This window comes from Sphingomonas sp. CCH9-E2 (assembly GCF_001557215.1).
Classification (GTDB): domain Bacteria; phylum Pseudomonadota; class Alphaproteobacteria; order Sphingomonadales; family Sphingomonadaceae; genus Sphingomonas.
This window is the reverse complement of record NZ_LSJM01000265.1, coordinates 1-25516: the sequence shown is the minus strand read 5'-3', so window position 1 is coordinate 25516 and position 25516 is coordinate 1. Positions and strand designations below refer to the sequence as shown.

Here is a 25516-nt window from a genome sequence, read left to right as displayed (position 1 = left end):
CCCCCGACGCGGACATCACCCATTTCCAGCGTGACGCCCGCCGCATCGCCGCGCTCGCCATCACCGATCAACCGCGCAGCCGCGCCTTCACCCGCGCCGTCGATAACGTCGTGCTCCACCCGGTTGCAGGCTGGCTCATCCTGATCGCGCTCTTCTTCGTGATGTTCCAGGCGGTGTACAGCTGGTCGGAGGCGCCGATCGGCTGGATCGAGGGCACCCAGGAATGGCTCGGCGCCCACGCGCAGGAGAATCTGCCCAGCGGATTCTTCGGCGACCTGATCGTTCAGGGGATTATCGCCGGCGTCGGATCGGTGGTGGTGTTCCTGCCCCAGATCCTGATCCTGTTCTTCTTCATCCTGCTGCTCGAAGCATCGGGCTATATGGTCCGCGCGGCCTTCCTGATGGATCGGCTGATGTCGCTGGTCGGCCTGTCGGGCCGCGCCTTCATCCCGCTGCTGTCATCCTTTGCCTGCGCGATTCCCGGCATCATGGCCGCGCGCTCGATCGACGATCCCAAGGAGCGGCTGACCACGATCCTGATCGCGCCGCTGATGACCTGCTCGGCGCGGCTGCCGGTCTATATGCTGATCATCGGCGCATTCATCCCCGCGCGCGATGTCGGCCCGGGCATTGGCTTGCAGGGGCTGGTGCTGTTCGGCCTCTATGTCTTCGGCATCGTCGGCGCGATCCTCGCCGCCTTCGTGCTGCGCCTGACCGCAACCCGCGGCAAGAGCGGCGGCTTCATGATGGAAATGCCGCGCTATCAGCTCCCCTCGCTCCGCGACCTGCTGATCGGCTTGTGGCAGCGCGCCTATGTCTTCCTGCGCCGCGCCGGCACGATCATCATGGGCGTCACCGTCGCCTTGTGGCTGCTCGCCTCCTATCCGGTCGCACCCGAAGGCGTGAAGCAGAGCGAATATTCGGTCGCCGGCCGCATTGCCTCGGGCCTCGAAGTCGTCCTCGCCCCGATCGGCTTCAACCACGAAATGAGCCTCGCGGTGATCCCCGCCATGGCCGCACGCGAAGTCGCGGTCTCCGCGCTCCAGACCGTCTACGCGATCGACGCCCCGGACGAGGAAACCGGCGCCGCCGCGCTCGGCGAAAAACTGGCACAGGGCTGGCCGCTCCCGACCGCACTCGCCTTCCTCGCCTGGTTCGTCTTCGCCCCGCAATGCCTCTCGACCATCGCGGTGGCACGGCGTGAGACCAATGGCTGGAAATGGCCGATCGTGATGATCGTCTATCTGTTCGCGGCGGCGTACGTGGCGGCGGGGCTGACCTATTGGGGGGCGAAGGCGCTGGGGCTTTAGGGTGGGGGTCAATTGGGGCAGCTAACCCTCATTGATTTCCTGAAAGCTGCCGGTCGGCTAACGATCCCATAGCGGACGTCCGCTAAAGCCCTCGTAGAACTCCGTCGAACTTGCCACACTCGCACTGGTGCCATGTCGTTGTGCCCTCTTGCCGGAAGGCGATTAGCGAGCGGCATCGGTCACAAGTTACTGAGGCTACCCGGTCATTTGCCGCCCATGTATCGAGAGCGAGTAGAAAGCGCTCTAAATCGGGATTGGGGTTAGGATGACCAGCCATAACGTAGAATATCTACCTGCCAGCACCGCAGCAAGGTCCGCTAACCACCCACTTTGCGACATTGCGCCGCTCAATCAGGCGGACCGAAGCCGGACATTCCGCGAGCGCTGAAATTTGCCTACGCGACTGGCCGTTGTGCGACTTGCGCCTCAGAAAAGGCGACACCTCAAATCGCACCGATGGCGCGTAAACCCGCGACATATTCGCTTTGCCAAATCCGCCGCGCCGCCCGAAACTGCCGGATTCGGCCAACCCAGCTTTTCGCGCCCACCTGGTAAAGTACTCATATAGAACGATAATATCGAACATGTTTCCTACATGTTCTCATTCTGCTATACCCTGACCATGGCCAGGCCAAAGTCGAACCTCACTCCCGCCGCGCGCCGTCCAGATTTTCGCAAATCCGGGCGCGCTCGGCGTCGTCCGCCGCTTTCTGCGCCTTGGTGCGCCCGAATTTGGCGCGGTTCTCCACAGCCTTTGCGGCACTCTGTGCCTTCGCGCGTGCCTTGCGCGCCTTGTTCAGGTTAAGGATATCGGCCATTCGTCCCTCGATATCGAATTAGCAGCGGAGTTTCCATGGCGGGCAGCGTCAACAAGGTCATCCTGGTCGGCAATCTCGGGCGCGATCCCGAAAGCCGTTCCTTCTCGAACGGCGGCAAGGTCGTAAACCTGCGCATCGCGACCAGCGAAAGCTGGAAAGACCGCAACAGCGGCGAGCGCAAGGAGCGCACCGAGTGGCACAGCGTTGCGATTTTCTCCGAAGGTCTCGCGAATGTCGCCGAACGCTATCTGCGCAAGGGCAGCAAGGTCTATCTCGAGGGCCAGCTGCAGACCCGCAAATGGCAGGATCAGCAGGGCCAGGACCGCTACTCGACCGAAGTGGTGCTGCAGGGCTTCGACGCCAAGCTGGTAATGCTTGACGGACCCGGCGGCGGCCAGGGCGGTGGCATGGGCGGCGGCGGTGGTCGCGGCGCGGATGACTGGGGCGGCGGCGATGACTTTGCCGGCCAGTCGAGCAATCGCGGCGGTGGCGGCTTTGGTGGTGGTAGCGGTGGCGGCTATGGCGGCGGCGGTGCGCGCGGCGGCGCGGCCAGCGGCGGCAATGCCGGCGGCGGCTTCCCCGACGACCTCGACGACGACGTGCCGTTCTGATGCATCGGTGGGCGCGCTGCACACACGGCGCGCCTTTCCCCCTAAGGGGTTGGTTCACTTAGATTTTTCAAGAAATGGTGCGGTCGAGAAGACTCGAACTTCCACGGCCTTTCGGCCACAACGACCTCAACGTTGCGCGTCTACCAGTTCCGCCACGACCGCACTGATTTCGCCCACCCGATGAACCGGGTGGCTGGTAAGGCAGCGGCCCCTAGCAAAGCCCCGTGGGGCATGCAACCTCCCTTTTGTCCGCGCCACTCTGCGGCTAAGGCGACCGCCCCATGACACTGACCAACGAAACCCGCGCGGAGATTCGCCGCATCCTCGCGCTGGCATGGCCAGTCGTGCTGACCGGTCTCAACTGGACGATCCTGCATGTCACCGACGTGATCGTCGTCGGCCTCGTCAGCACGCATGAGGTCGCGGCATTGGGCGCCAGCCGCACGCTGACCTTCATCGGCATCGTCGTCGCGCTGGGCTGGCTCACCGGTGTGCTCGTCTTCTCCTCCCGCGCCGACGGGGCAAAGGACTTGCCCGCCACCGGTGCAGTGCTGCGGCAGGGGCTGGTGCTCGGCGGCATTCTCGGCTTGATCAGCGGCGCGCTGCTGTTCGTGTTCGCGCTCCCGATGCTGCGCGGGGTCGGCGTCGACCCCGGCATCGCCCCCGATGCCGCTCGCGTCGTGCAGACCATGGCGCTCGCCTACCCCTTCCAGCTGATCATCGTCGCCGCCAGCTTCTTCCTCGAAGGGGTCAGCCGCCCGCGCCGGGTGATGGCGGTCAACCTCTCGATCCTCCCCCTGAATGCTGTGCTCGCCTGGATCCTCGCCACCGGCCAGTTCGGCCTGCCGCAGTTCGGCGCAGTCGGCGCGGCGAGCGCGACCGTCATCGCCACCGTCGTCGGCGCGGTCGCCATGACCGTCGCCGCGCTCACTTTGCCCCGGGCGAAGGAGCGCGGCGTGCGCGACTGGAGCGATCTCGGCACCCCCGACATGTGGCGCGGCGTCGGCCGGCTGCTGACGTTCGGCGCAGTGCCGGCGGTGGCGTCGGGGCTGGAGCTGGCGGGCTTCTCGATCCTGATCGCTCTGTCGACCCAGCTCGGCGAGTCGGTCGCCCACGCCTTCCAGATCGTGTTCTCGGTCCACAACGTCACCTTCGCCTTCGCGCTCGGCCTCGGTTCAGCCGCTGGCGTGCGCGCGGGCAACGCGGTGGGGGAGGGGGTTCCGGCCCAGGCCGGGCCACGCACCGGCATCGCCGCGATCCTCGCCGCGCTGATCCTCGGCCTGCTCGCGCTGCCGCTCACCTTCGCGCCGATGCTGATCGTCTCGGGCTTCCCTGCGTCGCCGGAGGTCGCGGCGCTGGCGGTGCTGATGCTGGCGGTATGGGCGCCGTTCATCCTGTTCGACGGGCTGCAGGTCGTGTTCGTCTACGCGCTCCGCTCGCTTGGCGATCAGGTCGTGGCGGGGATCAACGGCATCCTCGCCTTCTTCCTGCTCACCGGCGCGATCGGCCTGTGGACTGTCCAGCATGGCTGGGGCCCGATGGGACTCGTCTATGCCTCGGGCAGCGGCATGGTGGCGGCAGCGCTGCTCAATGGTGGGCGGCTGTGGTGGATTATTCGCCGCCTTCGCCGGAAAAGCTGAACTGGATCGTCTTGCCGGTCGACGGCACGTCGAGCTTGCCGCTGTTGAAATCGAGGCTGCCCCCGGCCGGCAGCGTGCGCGGGTCGGGCGTGATCGTCCAGCTATAGACGATCGTGTTGTTGGCATCGCGCAGCTCGGCCAGGATGTTGGGCACGCGTTGCGTCTCACGCGTCGGGTTCATCACCTGCCCGCTCACCACGAACAGCTCGCCGCCGTTCAGGCGCGGCTTGCGCTCGACCGACTGGGCGGTGAAGATCAGCGGCGTCTGCGATGCACCGATCGGCAGGCCGAGCTGTGCGGCAATGCCCGGCGCGCCGGTCCAGATGATCGCGACCGCCCCCAGCGTCATCGACAGCCCGGCAATCGCGGCGGCTGCGGTCCAGCGTTTTTCCGGGTTGCGGCGCGGCTTGAACGGCGGCTCATGCGCGAACGGATCATAGTCGCGTGGCTGATCCTCGGGCGGCTGCGAATAGGCGTCGGCGCGAACCACCTCGGGCGCAGGAGCGGACGCGGGTGCCACAGCGGGGGTGGCGGTGGCCGCCGCAGTCTGGAACCAGCTATGCTTGCAGCTCGCACAGCGCACCGTCCGCCCGTCCGCACCAATGGCGGTATCCGGGACCAGGTAGCGCGTTCGGCATTCGGGGCATTCGAGGATCATGGCGGCACGCGTTGCTAGGCGGCCTTCGCTAACCAAAACGGGAAAAGGCCGGTCCCGAATCTAAACACCCGTGACGCGCGAATGGCAAGGCCCGAGTCGCACGCATGCCGCTGCGCTTGAGCGGGCCGGTTGGCTGTGCGATGGCTGGCCCCGGGGCAGAAGGATCAGGAGCGCCGACGCCGGCACATGGCCAATATCGTTCAGTTTGAGAATGTCGGCCTGCGCTATGGCACCGGGACCGAAACGCTGAGCGACGTCAGTTTCACGCTCAGCGCGGGGTCATTCTATTTCCTGACCGGCGCCTCGGGCGCGGGCAAGACCTCACTGCTCAAGCTCCTCTATCTCGCCCAACGGCCGACGCGCGGCGTGGTGCGGCTGTTCGGCGAGGATGCGGGCGCGCTGCCGCGCCGTCGCCTGCCCGGTTTTCGCCGCCGTATCGGCGTGGTGTTCCAGGATTTCCGCCTGCTCCCGCACCTTTCTGCATACGACAACATCGCGTTGCCCCTGCGCGTCGCCGGAATGCCGGAGGGCGAGATCGAGGCGCCGGTGCGCGAAATGCTGGCATGGGTCGGCCTTACCGATCGCGGCGCGGCCAAGCCGCCGACGCTGTCGGGCGGTGAGCAGCAGCGCATCGCCATCGCCCGCGCGGTGATCACCCGGCCCGAAATGCTGGTCGCGGACGAGCCGACCGGCAACGTCGATCCCGACATGGCCGAGCGGCTGCTGCATCTGTTCGACTCGCTCAACCGACTCGGCACCACCGTCGTGGTGGCGACGCACGACTTTCACCTGCTCAACCGCATCCCAAATGCGCGGATGATGCGGATCGAGAAGGGGCGGCTGCTCGACCCGACCGGCGCGCTGCGCTTTCCGCCCGACCGGGGGAATGCGTGATGCGGATCGGGCGGGCGCGACCACATCATCGTTGGCTCGACGATGGCCAGCGCACGCGGGCGATGGTGTGGATCATGGCGATCATGCTGTTCCTGACCGTGCTGGCCGGCGCGCTGGGCTTCGGCATGGCCGGGGCCGGGCGCTCGCTCGACCGCCAGCTCGCCGGGCGGCTGACCGTCCAGCTGATCGAGGCCGACGCCGCGCGGCGCGACGCCAATGCGCGCACGCTGGTCGAACGCATCCGCGCCATCCCGGGCGTGACGCGGGTGGCGGAAGTCGATCGCGCACGGCTCGCGGAATTGCTCCGCCCGTGGCTGGGCGACGCCGGGCTCGATGCCGAGCTGCCGATGCCCGCGATGATCGATGTCGATCTGCGGGCCGGTGACCCGGCACTGATTGCGCGCGTCCGACAGACTGCGCTGGCGGTATCGCCCGCGGCACGGGTGGACCAGCATGCACAATGGCTGTCGCCCGTGGCAGGCTTCATCGCGACCCTGACCTGGGCGGCGGCGGGGCTCGTGCTGTTGATGGCGACGGCGACGGCAGCCGTGGTGCTGCTTGCGGCACGCGCGGGTCTCGACACGCATCGCGATACGATCGCGGTCCTGCACATGCTGGGATCGACCGATACGCAGGTGGCGCGCCTGTTTCAGCGGCGGATCGCGCTCGATACGTTGATCGGCGGGATCATCGGCACCGTGGCGGCGCTGGGCGCGGTGTGGTTGCTCGGGCGCCAATCGGCAGGACTGGGATCGGAGCTGCTCGGCAATATCGCGCTGGCGGAGGCCGACTGGGTGCTGCTGGCACTGGTTCCGTTCGCCTTTGCGCTGCTGGCGATGGGCGCGGCGCGGGTGGCGGTGCTGCGCACGCTGGGGCGCACGCTGTGATCTGGCGCATCCCGCTGCTGCTGGTGCTGGCCTGGGCGATCGGGTTCGGGCTGTTCATGCTCTCGCTCGGCAAGCCGCTGGACGCCGGGGTGAAGACCGATGCGATCGTCGTCCCAACCGGCGGTCCGGGGCGGATCGATCGCGGGATCACGCTGCTCCAGGCGAAATCGGCCAAGCGGATGCTGATCACCGGCACCGACCCGACGGTGCGCCCGATCGAGCTGGCGGTCGAATATCGGACCTCGCCACGCCTGTTCCGCTGCTGCATCGACCTGGGGCATGAGGCGGTGGACACCCGGTCGAACGCCGACGAGACTGCCGCCTGGGTCGCCAAGCATGGCTATAAATCAGTGCGGCTGGTGACCGCCGACTGGCACGTGCCGCGCGCCAAGCTCGAACTCGCCAACGCACTCGGTCCGGACGTCGAGATTCGCGGCGACGGGGTGCGTACGACGGCGAGCTGGTCGATGCTGCTGCGCGAATATCACAAATATCTGGTGCGCCGCTTTGCCCTGCTGTTCGGGATCGGCAATGGCTGACCGTATCCGCACGCTGATCTATTCGATCCTGTTCTATGGCCTGTCGGTCCCGATCGTGCTGGCGGCACCGGTGGTGGCGCTGTTCGGGACGGTCACGTTGCGGCGCTATTCGATGGCCTGGGCGGGGCTGGGTTTGCTGCTCGCGCACCAGATTCTCGGCATCCGCGTCGCGGTCGAGGGGCGGCGCGAGGATGGCCCGGCACTCTACGCGGTGAAGCATCAGGCGATGTACGAGACGCTGGCGATGGCGGCGATGCTCGACGCGCCCGCGATCGTTATGAAGCAGGAACTGGCGCGCATCCCGATCTGGGGTTGGGTCGCGCGGCGCTATGGCGTGATCGTGATCGACCGCGCCGGATCGGCCACGGCACTGCGCGCAATGATGAAGGAAGCCCGCGCCGCCGTGGCGGAGGGCCGATCGGTGGTGATCTTCCCCGAAGGCACCCGCACCCTGCCCGGGGACACGCCGCCGCTGCGTTCAGGCTTTGCCGGCCTCTACCGCGCGATCGGACTGCCGGTCGTGCCGGTGGCGTGCGAGACGGGGAAGGTCTGGCCGCGCAAGGGACCCAAACGCCCCGGCACGGTAACTTTCCGCTATGGCGACCCGCTCCCGCCCGGCCTGCCGCGCGAGGAGATCGAGGCGGCGGTGCATCGCGGGATCAACGCGTTCGAAGTTTAATTCAGCTGCGCTGAATGCGGCACCGGCCCGCTCCCCACCCGGCCACCCATAGAAAACACTGGCGTTGGGTGGCCGGGTGGGGGAGCGGCCGGTGCCGGAACAGAAACTAATCGGCGCTGCGGTTTCCCGCCTTGAGCGCGCGCGCCAGCAGCCCGTTCGCCTCACCGATAAACTGCTGCGTGATCTCGCCCGCGAACGGGTTGAGATTCTGGATCGCGAAGAACAGTTCCTCGCTATCGTCGCCGATCAGCGCGCACAGTTCCAGCAAATGCTGGTAGCTGTTGGTCTTCAGCTCCTCGTCCGGGATGCGGATATTGACGAGCGTGCGGCCGATCAGGTGCGTCAGCGCCTGGACATAGGCCATTTCGCGGTCATGCTCTTCGGCGCTGGTGATCGAGACCTTGAGCCCGAGCATACGCCCGAAGTCGGCGACGCGGTGGTGGCGCTCGCCGCGGACCGGGCACACGACCAAGGGCTGGCCCGCCAGCCCGCGCCGCGCGCTCTGCGGGCCGAACAAGGGGTGGGTGGCGACGATATCGACATGGGCCGGGAGCGCTTCCGCCATCCAGCGCGCGGGCAGCATCTTGACCGACGCGACGTCCACGACGAGCGCGCCGGGGCGGACATGCGGGGCGATGGCGGCGAGGGTGCGTTCAATCGCTTGCACCGGCACCGCCAGCATCACGACATCGCACGCGGCAACCGCCTCCAGCGTATCGGTCGCGATCCCGATCCGCGCCGCATCCTCCGCCACATCGCGCGAATCATGCACGATCACCGTGAAATGGTCGCGCAGACGCGTCGCGGCGAGCTCACCGAACCGCCCGAAGCCTATGATCCCGAAGCGCTTCATTCGGCGTCGGCGTCGGCCACCAGCTGCTGCAGGATCGCCGCGACCGCGCGCGTCTCTTCCTCATTGCCGATGGTGATGCGCAGGCCGTGGGGCAGACCCTGGCCGGGTAGCCAGCGGACGATATAGCCCGCGTTCATCAGCCCCTTATAGGCCGCTTCGCCGGTCAGCTTGCCCTCGAACAGCACCAGCACGAAGTTCGCCTGGCTCGGCACCGCACGCAGCCCGGCATTGCCGAGCTTGGCGATCTCGTCGCTGAACCAGCGGCGCCATTTGGCATTCTCCGCCTTGCAGCGCGCGACGAAGTCATCGTCGTTGAGTGCCGCGATCGCGGCTGCGGTCCCGGCGATGGTGATGCTGAAGGGAAGGCGGATGCGGTGCATCGCTTCGATGATCGCAGGCGCGCCATAGCCCCAGCCGATCCGCTCGGCGGCAAGGCCGTACATTTTGGAGAAGGTGCGCGTGACCAGCACATTGGATGCGGTCATCGCCAGCTCCATCCCGCCATCGTCGATGTCGCCATCGATATATTCGGCATAGGCGTGGTCGAGGACGAGCAGGATGTCGTCGCGCAGCCCCGCGTGAAGGCGGGCAATCTCTTCGCGGCTGGCATGGGTGCCGGTTGGGTTATTCGGATTGGCGATGAATATGATCCGCGTCTTGTCGGTGACGCTGGCGAGGATCGCGTCGACATCGGTCGCATAATCCTTGTCGGGCGCGACCACCGGCACCGCGCCGACGCGCTTGGTCGCGATCGGGTATACGGTGAAACCGTAGTTTACATAGATGATCTCGTCGCCCGGCCCGGCAAATGCGCCGGCGGCGAGGTGCAGCACCTCGTCCGATCCATTGCCATAGATGATGCGGTCGGGGTCGAGCCCGTGCTTGGCGGCCAGCGCCTCACGCAATTCGGTCCCGCTCGCGTCGGGATAGCGCTCGAGGCTGTTCGCCGCCGTCGCGAATGCGGCGCGTGCGGCGGGCGAGGTGCCGAGCGGATTTTCGTTCGACGACAATTTGATCGCGTTGCGACCATCATCGGTCTTCGACTTGCCCGGCACATAGGGGGCAATGTCCATGATCCACGGCTTGGGGGTCGGTCCAGTCATGGGCGACCCCTTTGCCCAATGGTTACGCAATAGCAAGGTCATGGCGCTAACCCCGGCGCAACGAAACCGGGGGTTGGATGCGAAGCGGCGGGTTGTTCTGGAGTGCATTGGCGGCGGCGCGGCGGCGAAATCTGGCTGCAGCGGGGGAAGCCGCGCCGGTTCCGGCTCAGCCCGGCACGACCCGTCGCGCGCTGCTCAAGGGCTTTGCCGCCGGGGGTGTCGCTGCGGCGATACCCACCGCTGCGCCTGCAAACACCGGTATCGGCCGAGTTGCGATCATCGGCGGGGGCATCGCCGGACTGACCGCGCTGCATCATTTGCGCGAAGCCGGGGTCGACGCGCGGCTGTATGAAGCAGGCGGGCGGCTCGGTGGCCGGGTGTTCACGCTCAAGACCGCAACGGGGCCTGCATTCGAACTGGGTGCCCAGCTGGTCAACAGCGACCACCACGATATCCGCACGCTGGCAGAGCGTTTCGGCGTGGAACTGGTCGATCGCAAGGCGGCGCCGCATCGCAGCATCGTGGTGGCCGGTGGGCGCACGGTGGCGGAGGCCGAACTGGCCGATGCGCTGGCCCCGATCGCGGCACAGATCGGCCGTGACGCCGACCGGATCGACGCGGATGCTCGCGCGCTGCGGCTATTCGATGCGATTTCCATCAACGCGTATCTTGATCGCCACGCCGATCTGATTCGAGCCCCATGGGTGCGCGGGCTGCTCGAAACGACCGGACGCACTGAATATGGCGCCGAGCCCGACGCCACTTCGGCGCTGTCGCTGTTGTTCAACCTGCCCACCGTGGACGGCGAACGCGCCGACATCCTGGGCGGGTCGGACGAGCGCTATGCGATCGCGGGAGGTAGCGGCACGCTGATTGATGCGCTGGCTTTGCGCCACGCCGCGCATATCGAAACCGGGCGTAAGCTGCTTCGCGTCGAGCGGGCGACCGGGGGCGTGCGGCTGGCCTTTGCCGATAGGACCATAGTGCGCGCCGATACCGCGATCGTCGCGGTGCCGGCCGCGGTCACCCGGCGGATCGACTTTGCGGTGCCGCTGCCATCGGTCTGGCGCAGGTTTATCGGTGCCATGACGCTCGGTCGGAACGAGAAAGTGCTCGCCGCGGCCGATGCGCCGCGCTGGCACGACGCGATCGGGCCCGGCGGCGATGTGTGGCACGCCGGAGCGCATGGCAGCTGGGCGAGCGGTTGGGACGGTAGCGTTCGCGGTGTGAACGGCCCCCCGGTCTGGACCTGGTATCTCGGCGGCGACGCCACCGCCGCGCCGGAGTCGGCACGGGCGCTGGCGCAACGCTTTGCAGCGGATGCGGGCGTGGCACTCGGCGATCTTGCCGCAGCCTGTGGCGATGCGCCGGTGCGGCGCACCGCCTGGCACCGCGATCCGCTGATCGGCGGGGCCTATGGCAGCTATCCGCCCGGCTATCTGACGCGCTTCGGATCGCTGCTCTGGCGGGAAGGCGATGACGGCGCGGTGGTGCAAGCGGCCCCGGCGCTTGGCCGCGTGATCTTTGCCGGCGAGCATCTGTCCGACGCCTTCCCCGGTTACATGAATGGTGGCGCGCAGACCGGCAGACTGGCGGCGCAGGCGATCCTCGGACGCACCATCCCCACGCGAACCGCTTGAACCCGCGCCGCGCGGCTTCTAGGCACGCGGCGATGTCCGACGATGTGCGCTTTGGCCTCGACCGCCGCGTGACGCTTCCGGGGCCGCTGCGCCTCGACGGCGGCGTGCTGCTGTCGCCGGTCGAGATTGCCTATGAAACCTATGGCACGCTGGCCGCGGATGGTGGCAATGCGATCCTGATCTGCCACGCGCTGACCGGCGACCAGCATGTTGCGTCCAACCACCCGATCACCGGAAAGCCCGGCTGGTGGACCCGTATGGTCGGGCCAGGCAAGCCGATCGATCCGGCGCGGCATTTCGTGATCTGTGCCAATGTGCTGGGCAGCTGCATGGGCAGCTCCGGCCCGGCGACGGTCAACCCGGCGACCGGCGCACCCTGGGGCATGAGCTTTCCCGTCATCACCATTCGCGACATGGTGCGCGCGCAGGCGATGCTGCTCGACCATCTTGGCGTCGAGCGGCTCAAGGCCGTGGTCGGCGGATCGATGGGCGGCATGCAGGCGCTGAGCTGGCCCGCCACCTTCCCCGACCGGGTCGAAGCGGTGGTGGTCATCGCATCGACCGCACGACATTCGGCACAGAATATCGCATTCCACGAAGTCGGGCGGCAGGCGGTGATGGCCGACCCCAACTGGAATGGCGGCGCTTATTATGACGGTGAGCCGCCCGCATCGGGCCTGGCCGTCGCGCGGATGGCGGCGCATATCACCTATCTGTCCGAAGCCGGGCTGACCGAAAAATTCGGGCGCAAGCTGCAGGCGCGTGAGGCCAAGACCTTCGGCTTCGACGCGGATTTCCAGGTCGAATCCTATCTGCGCCATCAGGGGCTGAGCTTTGTCGACCGGTTCGACGCCAATGCCTATCTCTACATCACCCGCGCGATGGACTATTTTGACCTCGCCGAGGAGCATGGCGGCGTGCTCGCCAATGCGTTTCGCGAGACCAAGGCGCGCTTCTGCCTCGTCAGTTTCGACACCGACTGGCTGTATCCGACCCGAGATTCGCGCAGTATCGTCCATGCGCTCAACGCCGCCGGTGCGCCGGTAAGCTTTGTCGAACTGTCCTCGCCCTTCGGCCATGACGCCTTTCTGCTGGACGCGCCCGAGCTGAACCGGGTGGTCGATGGGTTCTTGAGGGCGGGCGAATGAAACTCCCCTCCCGCTTGCGGGAGGGGCTGGGGGAGGGCATGTCCACACGCGATGCAGCCTGAAACGAGCCCTCCCCCGACCCCTCCCGCAAGCGGGAGGGGAGATTTGCGCCCTGACCTTGCGATCATCGCCGCCAATGTCGCGCCGGGCAGCCGCGTGCTCGATGTCGGATGCGGCGACGGGGCGCTGATGGCGGCGCTGCGGGATCAGCGGGGGTGCGACGCGCGCGGGCTGGAGATCGACGCGCATAATGTCGCATCGGCGGTCGGGCGCGGACTCTCGGTGATTCAGGGCGATGCCGATACCGACCTCGCCGATTATCCCGACGCCAGCTTCGACTATGCGATCCTGAGCCAGACGCTGCAGACGACGATGCGGCCGCATGTCGTGCTCGATCACCTGCTGCGTATCGGCGAGCGTGCGGTCGTGTCTTTCCCGAATTTCGCGCACTGGCGGGTGCGGCTGTCACTATTGTGGGGCGGACGGATGCCGGTGACGCGGCTGTTGCCGGTCGCGTGGTACGAGACGCCCAATATCCACCATGTCACGATCGACGATTTCCGCGCCTATGTGCGCGAGCGCGGGATCACGGTCGAGCAGGCGTGGTTCCTGTCGGGCGACCAGCTGACCAGCTCGGCCGCCGCCAATTTCCGCGCCGAGCACGCCGTCTTCCTCCTGAAGCGCTAGTTTGCGCGGCTCACGCCGCGGCGGCACCGGCCCGCTCCCCCACCCGGCCACCCATAGCATACACTGTCGTTGGGTGGCCGGGTGGGGGAGCGGGCCGGTGCCGCTTCGCTGAAAACAGCTCCACTTTTCGACGAAGCGCGCGTGACGGGTCCGGTTTCGCCCGTTACCAATCGCTCCCAGAACATATTCAGGGAGTCCCATATGCGTCAGTCGGTTGCCGGCATTCTCGCCGCGCTGTTCGTGCTCGGCCAAGCGCCATTTGCTGCCCATGCCCAGGACAAGCCCACCGAAAAGCCCAAATGGGACGTCAACGCCCCGCAGGGCGCGACGCTGAAGCAGGCGAAGATCGACACCGACGAAGGCACCTGGATCGATGTTGATGTCAGTCCGGATGGCAAGAGCATCGCCTTTGCGCTGCTCGGTGACATCTACACCATGCCGATCGCGGGCGGCACGCCGACGCGGATTGCCGAGGGGATGGCGTGGGAAGTGCATCCGCGCTTCTCGCCCGACGGCCGCCGCATCGCCTTTACCTCCGATCGGGGCGGTGGCGACAATATCTGGATCATGAACGCCGATGGCAGCGACAAGCGTCAGCTGACCAAGGAAGATTTCCGCCTGCTCAACCAGCCGAGCTGGTCGCCGGACGGGCAGTATATCGTCGCCAAGAAGCATTTCACCACGGGACGCTCGCTCGGCACGGGTGAGGTGTGGCTCTACCACGTCTCGGGCGGGGCCGGCGTGCAGCTGGTCAAGCGGCCGAACGAGCGGCACCAGAAGGAATTGGGCGAACCGATCTATTCGGCGGACGGCAAGGGCGTGTATTTCACCCGCAACATCACGTCCGGCCCGATCTTCGAATATGCGCAGGATTCGAACACCAACCTGTTCAACATCGAGCGCTACGACCTCGAGACCGGTGAGACCACGACGGCGGTGTCGGGGTTGGGCGGTTCGGTGCGCCCGGCACCCTCGCCCGATGGCAAGTCGATCGCCTTTGTTCGGCGTGAAGCGGGCAGGTCCAAGCTGTGGGTCAAGGATCTGGCGAGCGGGGTCGAGCGGATCGTCTATGGCGCGCTCGATCAGGACGTGCAGGAAACCTGGGCGGTCACCGGCGTCTATCCCAATATCGACTGGACGCCCGACAGCAAGTCGATCGTGTTCTGGGCAGGCGGCAAGATCCGCCGCGTCGATGCGGACGGCGCCAATGCGGCGGTGATCCCGTTCCGCGTCGCCGATACCCGCGCGGTCGCCGACGCCCCGCACCCGCAGATCGCGGTCGCTCCCGCGAGCTTCACGACGAAGATGCCGCGCTTTGCCACCGTCTCGCCCGATGGCAGCCAGCTGGTGTTCGAGAGTCTGGGCAAGCTCTGGGTCAAACCGGTCAGTGGTGGCACCGCCAAGCGGCTGACCAACCTCGCCGATGGCGCGGGCATGGAGCTGTTCCCGGCCTGGTCGCGCGACGGTCGGTCGATCGTGTTCGTTCAGTGGAATGACGAAAGCCTCGGCGCGATCCGCGTGGTTCCCGCTTCGGGCGGCGCGGCGCGGAGCGTGACGCAGCAGCCGGGCCATTATGCGCGGCCGCAATTCTCGCCCGACGGCAAGACGATCGTGTTCGAAAAGGGCGATGGCGGCGGGCTGACCGCGCCGAAATGGGGTGAGAACCCGGGGGTCTATCGCGTTGCCACAGCCGGCGGCACGCCGGTGATGGTCACGCGTAGCCTGTCGCGCCCGCACTATGGCGCATCGAACGACCGCATCTTCATGGTCGAAGGCGGCGAAAAGCTGCAATTGGTCTCGACCGACCTGAACGGCGAGGGCAAGCGCGTCCATGCGACCGGCGAACTGGCGAACGAGTTCGTCGTCGCGCCGGACGGCAAGAGCGTCGCCTTCCGCCAGAATTATCAGGTGTTCGCGATGCCGCTGATGCCCGGCGGTCAGCAGGTGACGGTCGCGCCGCGTGGCGATGCGCTTCCCGTCGTGCGCGTCAGCAGCGATGGCGGCGATTATATCACCTGGTCGGGCGATGGCGCGCGGCTGCACTGGAGCCTAGGCCCGACGCTCTACACCGCAGACCGCAACGCCTTCTTTGCCTCGGCCCCCGGCGGCGCGAAGGTCACCGTGACCCCGCGCACCACGTCCATGGCGATGGAGGTCAAGGCTGCCAAGGCGAGCGGCACGGTCGCGCTGACCGGCGCGCGGATCGTCACCATGGCCGGCGCCGATGGCGGGGTGATCGAGAATGGCACGATCCTGATCGAAGGCGACCGCATCGTCGCGGTCGCGCCGACTGCAGCGATCCAGCTGCCTGCTGGCACGAAGACCGTCGATGTCACTGGCAAGACGATCATCCCGGGCCTGGTCGATGCGCATGCGCACGGCCCCTATGGCACCGACGAGCTGATCCCGCAGCAGAACTGGTCGCTGCTCCAGAATCTCGCGCTCGGCACCACCACGCTGCACGACCCGTCGAGCCAGGCGGCGCATGTCTTTGCCGCGGCCGAGCTGCAGCAGGCGGGAAAGATCCTTGCCCCGCGCCTCTTTTCGACCGGCGAGATCGTGTACGGCGCGCGCGCTGCGGGCGTTTACGCGCAGATCGACAGCTATGAGGACGCGCTCAACCATGTCCGCCGCTTGAAGGCGCAGGGCGCCTATTCGGTGAAGAACTACAACCAGCCGCGCCGTGAGCAGCGCCAGATGGTCGTCGCCGCCGCACGGGCGGAGGGGATGCAGGTGGTGGCCGAGGGCGGGTCGCTGTTCGGCATGGACATGAACCTCATCGCCGACGGCAACTCCACGCTGGAGCATAATGTGCCGGGCGAGGTGTTCTACAAGGACGTGATCCAGTTCTTTGGTCAGAGCGACACCAACTACACCCCGACATTGGTCGTCACCTATGGCGGCCTGGCCGGTGATCCCTATTGGCGGCAGGCGACCAACGTCTGGGAAAGCCCGCTGATGGTGCACACGCCCCCGGCGCAGCTGCGCGCCGACACGATGCGGGTGACCAAGGCGCCGGAAAGCAACTTCGTCGATGACGACAATGCGCGAGAGGCGAAGAAGGTGATGCAGGCGGGCAAGCTGGTCGCGATCGGCGCGCATGGGCAGCAGGCCGGGATCGGCGCGCACTGGGAGCTGTGGTCCTTCGTGCGCGGCGGCATGACCCCGGTCGAGGCGCTGCGGGCGGGGACGATCGATTCGGCCAAGTCGCTCGGCTATGCCAAGGATGTCGGGTCACTGGAGCCGGGCAAGCTCGCCGACCTGCTCGTCCTCGACGCCGATCCGACGGCGGACATCCGCAACAGCGACAAGATCCACCGCGTCATGCTGGGCGGGCGGATGTACGACCCGCGCACGATGAACGAGGTCGACACCGGAACCGCGAAGCGCCGCCCATATTGGTGGGAGTGATCGTCTGAAATCCTCCCCTGCAAGGGGGAGGATTATCTTACGCTGGCGGGTTTCTTCCCGAACTGTAACCGGTTACAGAGCGCTGACGCGCTTCGTGGCGCAGGTTCGGGAGATGGTCGGTGCGTGCAACCCTTGCTTTGGTGTTGGTGAGCCTGTGGGCGGCGGGCACCGCGACTGCGCAGCCGGGCAAGCGGACCTATGCCAATCCGATCGATCTCGACTACCGCTACAATTATGAGCAGGTGAACGAGGACATCTCGTACCGCACCGGTGCCGACCCGGTGATCATCCGGCACAAGGGCGCCTATTATCTCTTCCAGACGCTGGCCGAGGGCTATTGGCGCTCGACCAATCTGATCGACTGGACCTTCATCACGCCGAGCCGCTGGGAGAAGGGCGGCTTCGTCGCCCCCGCCGCCTGGTCGGACGGGGAGCGGTTGTATCTGATGCCGTCGATGATGGAGCCGGGGTCGGTCTATGTTTCCGACGCGCCGGAAAGGGGCAAGCTCGACTATTTCGTCCGCCGCATGCCGCGCCTGCCGGGACAAATCTGGCCGGGGGGCGAGGCGAACATGAAGCCGGGCGACGTGCCGCCGGGGCCATGGGACCCGGCGCTGTTTCTGGACGATGACGGCAAATGGTATTTCTATTGGGGGTCGTCCAACGTCTTCCCGCTCTATGGCATCGGGATCGAGTTCAAGGACGGCCGGATGATCTACCAAGGCCGCGCGACCGAGGCGTTCAGGCTCGACCCCGATAATCATGGCTGGGAACGGTTCGGGCAGGATCATTCGGGCACCCTACCCGACGGCACCCCGATCAAGCCGTTCATGGAAGGCGCGTGGATGACCAAGGTCGCCGGCACCTATTACCTCCAATACGGCGCGCCCGGGACCGAGTATAACGCCTATGCCAATGGCGCTTACACCGCGAAGTCCCCGCTTGGCCCGTTCACCTATGCGCCGTGGAATCCGGTCGCGTACAAGCCCGGCGGGTTCGTCGAGGGTGCCGGGCATGGCTCGACCGTGCAGGATCACCACGGCAATTGGTGGAACAGCGGCACCCCCTGGCTCGGCCATAACTGGACGTTCGAGCGGCGGATCAACCTGTTCCCGACGCGGTTCGAGGCGGACGGGCAGATGTGGGCATCGGCGCGTTTCGGCGATTTCCCGCACTGGATGCCGGAGGGCAAGGTCGAGGATATCGAAGAGCTGTTCACCGGCTGGATGCTGCTGTCCTATCGCAAAAGGCTGACCGGATCCTCGACGCTGGGCGCGTTCGATGCGAGCCGCGCGGGGGACGAGAATCCGCGGACCTTCTGGGTCGCCGCGAGCAAGAATCCGGGCGAGACGCTGACGATGGATCTGGGCGCGACGAAGACGGTGCGCGCGATCCAGGTCAATTTCGCCGACTACAAGTCCGGCCGCTATGGCGATGCGCCGGACATCTATACCGAGTTCAAACTGGAGGGATCGCGCGACGGCAAAAGCTGGACGAAGCTCGCAGAGACCGAAGCCCCGCGCCGCGATCGGCCGAATGCCTATTTCCAGCTGGAGCGCCCCGCGAAGGTCCGCTTCGTCCGCTATGTCCATGGCCATATCGGCGGCGCGCATCTCGCGATCAGCGATCTGCGCGTGTTCGGCAACGCCGATGGCCGTGCGCCCGCCATGCCGGGCGCGGTGGCGGCGATCCGCGACACGGACCAACGCAATGCCACAGTCCGTTGGCGCAAGTTGCCGGGGGCGGTGGGCTACAACGTGATGTGGGGGATTCGGCCGGACCGGCTGACGCTGACCTATCAGGTCTTTGCCGACGCGCTGGGTGACGGCGTTCAGGCGAGCCTCAACCTGCGCGCGCTCAACAAGGGAGTCGGATATTACGCGGCCGTCGAGGCGTTCAACGAAACTGGCGTATCGAAACGCAGTAAGCCGGTGCGGGTGCGCTAACCCGCACTGGTCGAGCGCACTACCAATTCGGCCTGATGCAGCTCGGCGCGCGTGTCGGCGCCTTCGCCTTCCAGCACGTTGATCACGCGCCCGATCGCCTGCTCGCCCAACTCCGCGATCCGCACGCGCATCGTGGTAACGCCGAGATAGCGGGCGAGCGGAATATCGTCGAAGCCGGTGACCGCCACCTGTCCCGGCACGTCGATCCCGGCGGTGCGCAGCCCCTGAAGGCAGCCGAGCGCCATCATGTCATTGGCGGCGAATACCGCGTCACACGCAATCTCGCCCGACGCGATGGCGCGCGCGACGGCCTCGCCGGCATCTTCGGCAAAGTCGCCCGGCCGCACGATCGGATCGGTGCCGGGCAGGTGGCGCGATATGCTGGCGCGGAAGGCAGCTGCGCGCTCGTCCGCGTCGATATTCCCCTCCGGCCCGGCGATATGAACGATCCGGCGACGCCCGGTCGCGACCAGATGCGCCACCATCGCCTCGGTCGCGGCGGCATTGTCCAGCCGTACGGTGGCGAGGTCGGCGATGCTGCGCGGGCCGTTGATGATCAGCGCCGGAAGCCCGGTCGGCAGGGCGCGGCGCAGCATTGCTTCGGACAGATGCGGCGCCATGACGACCAGCCCATCGACCCGCCCCCGCATCGCGCGCAGCGCCACCGCCGCCTGCTCGCTATCGTCGTGCATCACCGATAGCAGCATCACATAGCCGCGCCGGCTCGCCTCGCGATCCATGCCGCGGACGAACTCGCTGAAGAACTCGCCGTGCAGGTCGGGGAGCACCACGCCGATCGCATGTGCGCGGGCGAGGCTGAGGCTGCGCGCGCCGGCATGGGGGACGTAGCCGAGCTCGGCCGCGGCGGCGATGACCCGCTCGCGCGTTTCGGCGCGGACATTGCCCAAGCCATTGAGCGCGCGCGAAACCGATGCGATCGACACCTGCGCGTGCCGTGCCACATCCCGAATCGTCGCCTCGCCCATTCTATCCCACCCCCATTTTGAGAACGTTCTTCTCTACCGGGTCATTCGCGATTGCAAACGCGTTCGTAACGCGTCATGTAACCGGTTACGGTTTGCCGCGACGCCGTCAATTCGGCGCGCGCCAGGCAGTGTTATTTCGCATAGGCTTGCCGGTGCAACCCGCTCAGGAGAGGATCAACATGCTCGACACCCGGATTTCCCGCCGCGCCGCCTTGATGGGCGCTGGTGCGGTCGCCGCATGGCTGCACAGCCCGGCGCGGGCGTTGATGGGCGAGGCTGCCAAGGTCGAGGTTCCCGGCTTCGTCGATGCGCTGATCGCCAAGATGACGATCCACGAAAAGGCCGGCCAGCTGAGCTTGATGGCGGCGGCATGGGGCGGTGGTGCGGCGATCGCGATGAACCCGCCGAGCGGCTCCAACGCCAATTTCGACCAGCAGGTCGACGAAGTGCGCCAGGGCCGCATCACCGGCGTGTTCAACGGCAACAACGCCCGCATGTGCCGCATCATGCAGGCTGCGGCAATGAAGGAATCGCGGCTCAAGATCCCGCTGATCTTCGCCGCCGACATTATCCATGGCCATCGCACGATCTTCCCGGTTCCGCTGGGCGAGGCGGCGAGCTTCGAGCCGCTACTCGCGCAGAAGGCGGCTGCGGCCGCGTCGTTCGAGGCGGCGGCGGCCGGGATCGACTGGACCTTTGCGCCGATGGTGGACATCGCGCGCGACCAGCGCTGGGGCCGTGGCGTCGAAGGGTCGGGCGAGGATGTGCTGCTCGGCAATTTGTTCGCCGAGGCGCGCGTGCGCGGTTTCCAGGGCAAGAGCCTGAAGGCGATCGACACGATGATGGCCTGCGCGAAGCATTTCGCCGCCTATGGCGCGGCTGAGGCGGGGCTGGACTACAACACCGTCGACGTGTCGGAGCGCACGCTGCGCGAAGTCTATTTTCCGCCGTTCCAGGCGGCATTCGCTGCCGGTGCGCCGACCACCATGGCCGCGTTCAACGAATTGTCGGGCGTGCCTGCGACCGGCAATGAATGGCTGATGCGCAAGATTCTGCGCGACGAATGGGGCTTCGACGGCTTCGTCGTGTCCGACTATACCGGCGACATGGAGATGATCGCGCATGGCTATGCCGCCGATGCGCGTGAGGCGACCAAGCTCGCCTTCATGGCCGGCGTCGACATGAGCATGACCAGCGGCTTCTATCGCGACCACCTGCCCGACCTCGTCGAAAAGGGCGAGGTGCCGATGGCGCGTGTCGATGCATCGGTGCGCAAGGTGCTGGCGCTCAAGGCCAAGCTCGGCCTGTTCGAGGATCCGTTCCGCCGCATCGACGAAAAGCGTGAGGCTGCGCGCACCCGGACCAAGGAAAATCTCGCGCTGGCACGTGAGGCGGGCAAGCGCTCGATCGTGATGCTCAAGAATGAAGGCGACCTGCTGCCTCTGCCGAAGAGCGGCAAGAAGATCGCAATCATCGGCCCGTTCGCGGAGGGGCAGCACGACCTTAATGGCCCGTGGTGCGTCTATGGCGACAACAAGCAGGCGATCGATCTGGCAACCGGCGTGCGCAACGCGCTGGGCAAGAACGCACCGGTCACGGTGACGCTCGGCTCCAAGGTGGAGGAGCCGCTCGATGGCGGGATCGCGGCCGCAGTGGCGGCGGCGAACGCGGCCGACGTCGTGCTGCTCGCGATCGGCGAATCCGAAAACATGTCGGGCGAGGCGCAGTCGCGCACCAGCATCACCGTTCCCGCGCCGCAGATGGCATTGGCCGAAGCGGTGGCGGCGACCGGAAAGCCGATCGTCGTGCTGCTCAAGAACGGCCGCGCGCTGGCGCTGGAAGGGGCGGTCAAGAATGCGCCCGCGATCCTCGTCACCTGGTTCCTCGGGTCGGAGAGCGGCAACGCCATCGCCGACGTTCTGTTCGGCGATTACAGCCCCTCGGCGCGCCTGCCGATCAGCTTCCCGCGCGAATCCGGGCAGCAGCCCTATCATTATGCGCACAAGCCGACCGGTCGCCCGAACCCGAGCGACGACAAGCTCGAGCCGTACAAGACCCGCTGGCGGACCAGCCCCAATTCGTCGCTCTATCCGTTCGGGCACGGCCTGACCTATGGCAAGGTCGAGTATGCGGGGCTGACGCCGCAGCAGGGCACGCTGGGCTGGGACGGTGAGATCGCGTTCACCGCGACGATCACCAACCGCGGCACACGCGCGATCGAGGAAGTGGTGCAGCTCTATATCCGCGATCGTGCGGCGAGCATCACCCGCCCGGTGCGTGAGCTCAAGGCGTTCCGCAAGCTGGCGCTGGCCCCCGGCGCGAGCGAGACGGTGCGCTTCGTGCTGCGCCGTCGCGACCTGCAGTTCATCGGCATGGACCTGAAGCCCACGGTCGAACCCGGCCTGTTCGATGTGTGGATCGCGCCCTCGGCGGAAGCACAGGGCGTGCACTCGACCTTCACCCTCGCAGCGGCCTGACGGCCGCGCGCCCCGGACCTGGTCCGGGATTCGGCACCGCTCCAGCTCCCCCTCCTCCCCCGGGGCGGTGCCGAATTAGGGGGGAGTCTTTGTATAGCGGCACGGGCCCGCTCCCCTATCCGCGCAGATCCTTGACGATCTGTGCATGCGCCCCGCGCGCGAGCGGGTTGAGCGCCATCATCACGCACGAGAAGATGAGGAAGGCGAGGGGGACCGCCCCGATGGTCAGGCGCATTGCGGTCAGCGTCGCCGCACTTTGTTCGACATTGGCGACATAGCCTGCAGCATCGAAGCCGAAACCGATGATCGCGGTCGCGATGCCGATCGCGACGCGTTGCAGCAAAGCCGCCATGCCGAACACCGCGCCTTCGACACGCAGGCCGGTGCGCTGCTCACCATATTCGATCGTGTTGGGTAGCATCGCCCAGAAGACAAAGTTAAGCCCGACGATCATCGCCTGCATCGCCATGAGATAAGCCTGCATCACCCCGGCGCGGTGGATGTCGAACAGGGCGAAGGCGGCGAGCCCGGCGCTGGCGAGTCCGGCCGCCAGAAACCACAGCCCGCGCGCGCCGATCCGGCGGCGCAGCAGCATCCAGAGCGGCACCGACACCGCGCTGACCACGCTCATCGAGGCCAGGGCGAGTTGCCCGCTCGCCTCGTCGTGCAGGAAATATTTGAAGTAATAGAGGACCGACTTGTTGAGGATCGTCACCGCGACGATCACCGCCATCATCGCAAGGTTGAGCGTGACGAAGGCGCGGTTGGCGGCGATCGCGCGCAATGCGGTGAGCACCGGAACCGGCGCGGCGCGAACGGGCACATCGGCTTCGCGATAGCTGGCACCGACCAGCGCGAGGATCGCGGCTCCGGCGAGGGCGAACAGGATTGCCGCGCCGAAATAGGCGTCCGCCGCTGCTCCTACGCCGAGCAGACCAGAGCCCAGCGGAACGGTGCCGAGCGCCACGACGATCGCGGCCAAAGTGCCCGACAGCATCCGCACGCCGGCGACGAAGGCGCGGTCATTGCTGTCCGCACTGACCCGCGCGCTCATGGCCAGATAGGGGACATTCAGAAAGGCATAGGCGGTGCGGAACAGGATATGGCCGGCGAAGATGCCGGCCATTCCCCAATAGCCGGGCACGAGCGGGGGCAGATAGGCAAGCATGAAGCCGAGCCCGAGCGGCACCCCGCCGAGGGCGAGCAAGCGCCCCAGCCCCCCGCGCGGCTCATGCCGGTCGGCGAGCAACCCGGCGGCGAAGTTGGCGATTCCGTCCCATACCGATGCGGCAAGGAAGATCGTTGCCGCCACTCCCACCGGCAGCCCCAAGGCGTCGGTATAGTAGAACAGCAGGAAGAGCATCGCGCTCTGCCAGTAGAGGTTGAACGCAAAGTCCCCGAACCCGAACAGCGCAAGGCGGAAGCGGGTGGGGCGGGGGGCGGCGCTCACTCCGCCGCCAGCAGCGATTCGGCGCCGCCCAGATCGACCGAGACGAGGCGGCTGACGCCGCGCTCGACCATCGTCACCCCGAACAGGCGGTGCATGCGGCTCATCGTCGCGGCATTGTGGGTGACGATGAGGTAGCGGGTCGCCGTCTCGCGCGTCATCGCTTCGAGCAGGTCGCAGAAACGTTCGATATTGGCGTCGTCGAGCGGCGCATCGACCTCGTCGAGAACGCAGATCGGCGCTGGGTTAGTGAGGAACAGCGCGAAGATCAGCGCGACGGCAGTCAGTGCCTGCTCGCCGCCCGAGAGCAAGGTCAGCGACTGGAGCTTCTTGCCCGGGGGCTGCGCCATGATCTCCAGCCCCGCCTCCAGCGGATCGTCCGAGTCGATCAGCGCCAGATGCGCCTGGCCGCCGTTGAACAGGGTGGTGAACAGGCGACGAAAATGCTGGTCGACCGCCTCGAACGCGGTGAGCAGGCGCTGACGCCCTTCGCGGTTCAGCGTGCCGATGCTGCCGCGCAGTCGGTGGACCGCCTGGATCAGTTCGTCGCGTTCGGCGGCGGCGGTCTGCGCGGCGGTGGTGAGTTCGGCCAGTTCGGTCTCGGCGACGAGATTGACCGGGCCGATCCGCTCGCGCTCTGCGATCAGCCGGTCATGTGCGGCAGATTCATCCTGTGGACCGCGCACGCTGTCGGGATCGAAGCCGACGCGTTGCGACAGGACGGGCGGCGGGCATTCGAAGCGCTCGCCCGACAGGCGGTTCATCTCGACGCGGCGCAGATCGTGATTCTCGGCGCGGGCGACGGCACCGGCACGTTGCTCACGCGCTTCGCCCAGCGCATCGCTGGCGGCGCGCACGGCGGCTTCGGTGCCGCGCAATTCGGCTTCGGCGTCACGCTCGGCAAGCTGGGCGGCGGCGCTTTCGATCCGCGCCTCTTCGCTCGCACGTTCGGCTTCGGTGACCGCCGCGTCGAGTTCGGCGGGGCGGCTGGCGAGCGCCTCGGCGGCTTCGGCCAGCTCGATCGCGCGCGCATCCATCTCGGCGATCCGGCGCGCGGCCTCACCAGCGCGGGAGGTCCAGCTGCGCCGTTCGGCTTGCGCGGCGGCAAGACGTTCGCGCGCGGCGGCGATGTCGCGCTCCAGCGCGCCGCGCTCGGCCCGCGCAGTGGCGGCGGCGGTACGGCGCAGTTCGGCTTCGGACGATAGTGCGCTCACCCTAGCGCGAGTCTCGCTCCCATCGGGTAACGCGGCGCGCGTGGCCTCGGCCCGCGCGACTTCGCCGGCGGCTTCCTCCTGCTCGGCGACGGTGCGTGCGCGGCGTCCTTCCAGATCGGCGCGCTGGGTGTCGAGCCGTTCGAGTGCGGCGGCGGCGCGGTCCTCGGCGCGCGCAGCCTCGCGCCCGGCGGCTTCGGCGCTGTCGAGCAGACGGCGGCAATCCGACGCGGCGCGCTTCGCCTCGGCGATCTCGGCCTCGATCCGCGTCAGTTCGGCATCGGCGGCATCGACCGCGCGGACGGCGGCGGGGCGCGCCTTCTCGATCGCATGGAGCCGGTTGACCCGCTCCAGCCGCTCGGCTGCCGCCGCGCCGCCCGAGCGCGCGACATAGCCGTCCCAGCGCCGCAGCACCCCCATCAGCGTCACCAGCCGCTGCCCGACCGCAAGCGGCTGACCCTCATCACTCTCGGTAACCAGCACTTGCGCCAGCCGCCGGGCGAGCGCGGGCGGGGCGGTGACATGCGCGGCGAGCTGAGTGGTGCCCCGTGGTGCGGCGGGGTCGCTGGGC

The 25516-nt window shown here is 67.2% G+C and carries 19 protein-coding genes, 1 tRNA gene and 1 pseudogene; 13 read left to right on the top strand and 8 right to left on the bottom strand.

Annotated features, from left to right (window positions below):
• On the top strand, nucleotides 1-1310 hold a 1310-nt coding region (gene feoB / locus AX681_RS12330; RefSeq protein ID WP_066682340.1), incomplete at its 5' end, for a ferrous iron transporter B.
• A gap of 644 nt (nucleotides 1311-1954) precedes the next feature.
• Here feoB and AX681_RS21440 read toward each other — a convergent pair.
• Nucleotides 1955-2128 (bottom strand): DUF4169 family protein, encoded by a 174-nt coding sequence (locus AX681_RS21440; RefSeq protein WP_082737932.1) that lies wholly within the window; start codon nucleotides 2126-2128, stop codon nucleotides 1955-1957.
• Between the two features lie 35 nt (nucleotides 2129-2163).
• On the opposite strand from AX681_RS21440, the gene ssb reads away from it, so the two are divergent.
• On the top strand, nucleotides 2164-2739 hold the full coding sequence (gene ssb, locus AX681_RS12325; protein WP_066682337.1) for a single-stranded DNA-binding protein: 576 nt from the start codon (nucleotides 2164-2166) through the stop codon (nucleotides 2737-2739).
• A gap of 75 nt (nucleotides 2740-2814) precedes the next feature.
• Here ssb and AX681_RS12320 read toward each other — a convergent pair.
• Nucleotides 2815-2901 (bottom strand) — tRNA-Leu (locus AX681_RS12320).
• Nucleotides 2902-3020: 119 nt separating this feature from the next.
• Here AX681_RS12320 and AX681_RS12315 point away from each other — a divergent pair.
• Entirely contained in the window at nucleotides 3021-4379 is a 1359-nt protein-coding gene (locus AX681_RS12315; RefSeq protein ID WP_066659651.1) for an MATE family efflux transporter, read from the top strand.
• Here the strand turns inward: AX681_RS12315 and AX681_RS12310 are convergent.
• Nucleotides 4351-5037: an MJ0042-type zinc finger domain-containing protein gene (locus tag AX681_RS12310; protein ID WP_066659650.1), complete on the bottom strand. Its 687-nt coding sequence runs from the start codon at nucleotides 5035-5037 to the stop codon at nucleotides 4351-4353. The genes AX681_RS12315 and AX681_RS12310 overlap by 29 nt on opposite strands.
• 186 nt (nucleotides 5038-5223) lie before the next feature.
• On the opposite strand from AX681_RS12310, the gene ftsE reads away from it, so the two are divergent.
• From ftsE to AX681_RS12290, 4 genes are read left to right on the top strand one after another with little or no spacing between them, the layout of a single operon-like run.
• The gene (ftsE, locus tag AX681_RS12305) at nucleotides 5224-5931 is read left to right on the top strand and encodes a cell division ATP-binding protein FtsE (protein WP_066659648.1); all 708 of its coding nucleotides are present in this window, start codon (nucleotides 5224-5226) and stop codon (nucleotides 5929-5931) included.
• The gene (locus AX681_RS12300) at nucleotides 5931-6818 is read left to right on the top strand and encodes a cell division protein FtsX (protein ID WP_066659645.1); all 888 of its coding nucleotides are present in this window, start codon (nucleotides 5931-5933) and stop codon (nucleotides 6816-6818) included. The genes ftsE and AX681_RS12300 overlap by 1 nt, the downstream gene beginning before the upstream one ends.
• Nucleotides 6815-7357 carry a YdcF family protein gene (locus tag AX681_RS12295; protein ID WP_066659643.1) on the top strand — a complete coding sequence of 181 codons (543 nt, stop codon included), beginning with the start codon at nucleotides 6815-6817 and terminating at the stop codon, nucleotides 7355-7357. The genes AX681_RS12300 and AX681_RS12295 overlap by 4 nt, the downstream gene beginning before the upstream one ends.
• Entirely contained in the window at nucleotides 7350-8036 is a 687-nt protein-coding gene (locus AX681_RS12290) for a lysophospholipid acyltransferase family protein (protein ID WP_066659642.1), read from the top strand. The genes AX681_RS12295 and AX681_RS12290 overlap by 8 nt, the downstream gene beginning before the upstream one ends.
• A gap of 106 nt (nucleotides 8037-8142) precedes the next feature.
• Here the strand turns inward: AX681_RS12290 and AX681_RS12285 are convergent, their stop codons facing one another.
• Together AX681_RS12285 and hisC are read right to left on the bottom strand one after the other, a co-directional pair.
• Entirely contained in the window at nucleotides 8143-8889 is a 747-nt protein-coding gene (locus tag AX681_RS12285) for a prephenate dehydrogenase/arogenate dehydrogenase family protein (protein WP_066659641.1), read from the bottom strand.
• Entirely contained in the window at nucleotides 8886-9992 is a 1107-nt protein-coding gene (hisC, locus tag AX681_RS12280; protein WP_066659640.1) for a histidinol-phosphate transaminase, read from the bottom strand. Before hisC ends, AX681_RS12285 begins: the two co-directional genes overlap by 4 nt.
• Before the next feature lie 77 nt (nucleotides 9993-10069).
• On the opposite strand from hisC, the gene AX681_RS12275 reads away from it, so the two are divergent.
• From AX681_RS12275 to AX681_RS12255, 5 genes are all read left to right on the top strand, one after another.
• The gene (locus AX681_RS12275) at nucleotides 10070-11632 is read left to right on the top strand and encodes a flavin monoamine oxidase family protein (protein WP_066659634.1); all 1563 of its coding nucleotides are present in this window, start codon (nucleotides 10070-10072) and stop codon (nucleotides 11630-11632) included.
• 32 nt (nucleotides 11633-11664) lie between these two features.
• Nucleotides 11665-12780 carry a homoserine O-acetyltransferase MetX gene (gene metX / locus AX681_RS12270; protein WP_066659632.1) on the top strand — a complete coding sequence of 372 codons (1116 nt, stop codon included), beginning with the start codon at nucleotides 11665-11667 and terminating at the stop codon, nucleotides 12778-12780.
• A gap of 51 nt (nucleotides 12781-12831) precedes the next feature.
• Entirely contained in the window at nucleotides 12832-13467 is a 636-nt protein-coding gene (gene metW / locus AX681_RS12265) for a methionine biosynthesis protein MetW (RefSeq protein WP_066682335.1), read from the top strand.
• A gap of 201 nt (nucleotides 13468-13668) precedes the next feature.
• Nucleotides 13669-16878 carry an amidohydrolase family protein gene (locus AX681_RS12260; RefSeq protein ID WP_066665276.1) on the top strand — a complete coding sequence of 1070 codons (3210 nt, stop codon included), beginning with the start codon at nucleotides 13669-13671 and terminating at the stop codon, nucleotides 16876-16878.
• Nucleotides 16879-16997: 119 nt separating this feature from the next.
• Nucleotides 16998-18824: a family 43 glycosylhydrolase gene (locus AX681_RS12255; RefSeq protein ID WP_231733874.1), complete on the top strand. Its 1827-nt coding sequence runs from the start codon at nucleotides 16998-17000 to the stop codon at nucleotides 18822-18824.
• Here AX681_RS12255 and AX681_RS12250 read toward each other — a convergent pair.
• Entirely contained in the window at nucleotides 18821-19786 is a 966-nt protein-coding gene (locus AX681_RS12250) for a LacI family DNA-binding transcriptional regulator (RefSeq protein ID WP_231733875.1), read from the bottom strand. The genes AX681_RS12255 and AX681_RS12250 overlap by 4 nt on opposite strands.
• A gap of 203 nt (nucleotides 19787-19989) precedes the next feature.
• Between AX681_RS12250 and AX681_RS12245 the strand changes: the two genes are divergently transcribed.
• Nucleotides 19990-22287, top strand: coding sequence for a glycoside hydrolase family 3 N-terminal domain-containing protein (locus tag AX681_RS12245; protein ID WP_066665280.1), 2298 nt, complete (start codon nucleotides 19990-19992; stop codon nucleotides 22285-22287).
• Between the two features lie 115 nt (nucleotides 22288-22402).
• On the opposite strand, the gene AX681_RS12240 is transcribed toward AX681_RS12245, so the two are convergent.
• Both AX681_RS12240 and AX681_RS12235 read right to left on the bottom strand, forming a co-directional pair.
• A complete protein-coding gene (locus AX681_RS12240; RefSeq protein ID WP_066665282.1) occupies nucleotides 22403-23737 on the bottom strand; it encodes an MFS transporter in 1335 nt (444 codons plus the stop codon).
• A pseudogene (locus AX681_RS12235) lies at nucleotides 23734-25516 on the bottom strand (chromosome segregation protein); the annotation flags it as partial. The pseudogene AX681_RS12235 and the gene AX681_RS12240, both read right to left, overlap by 4 nt.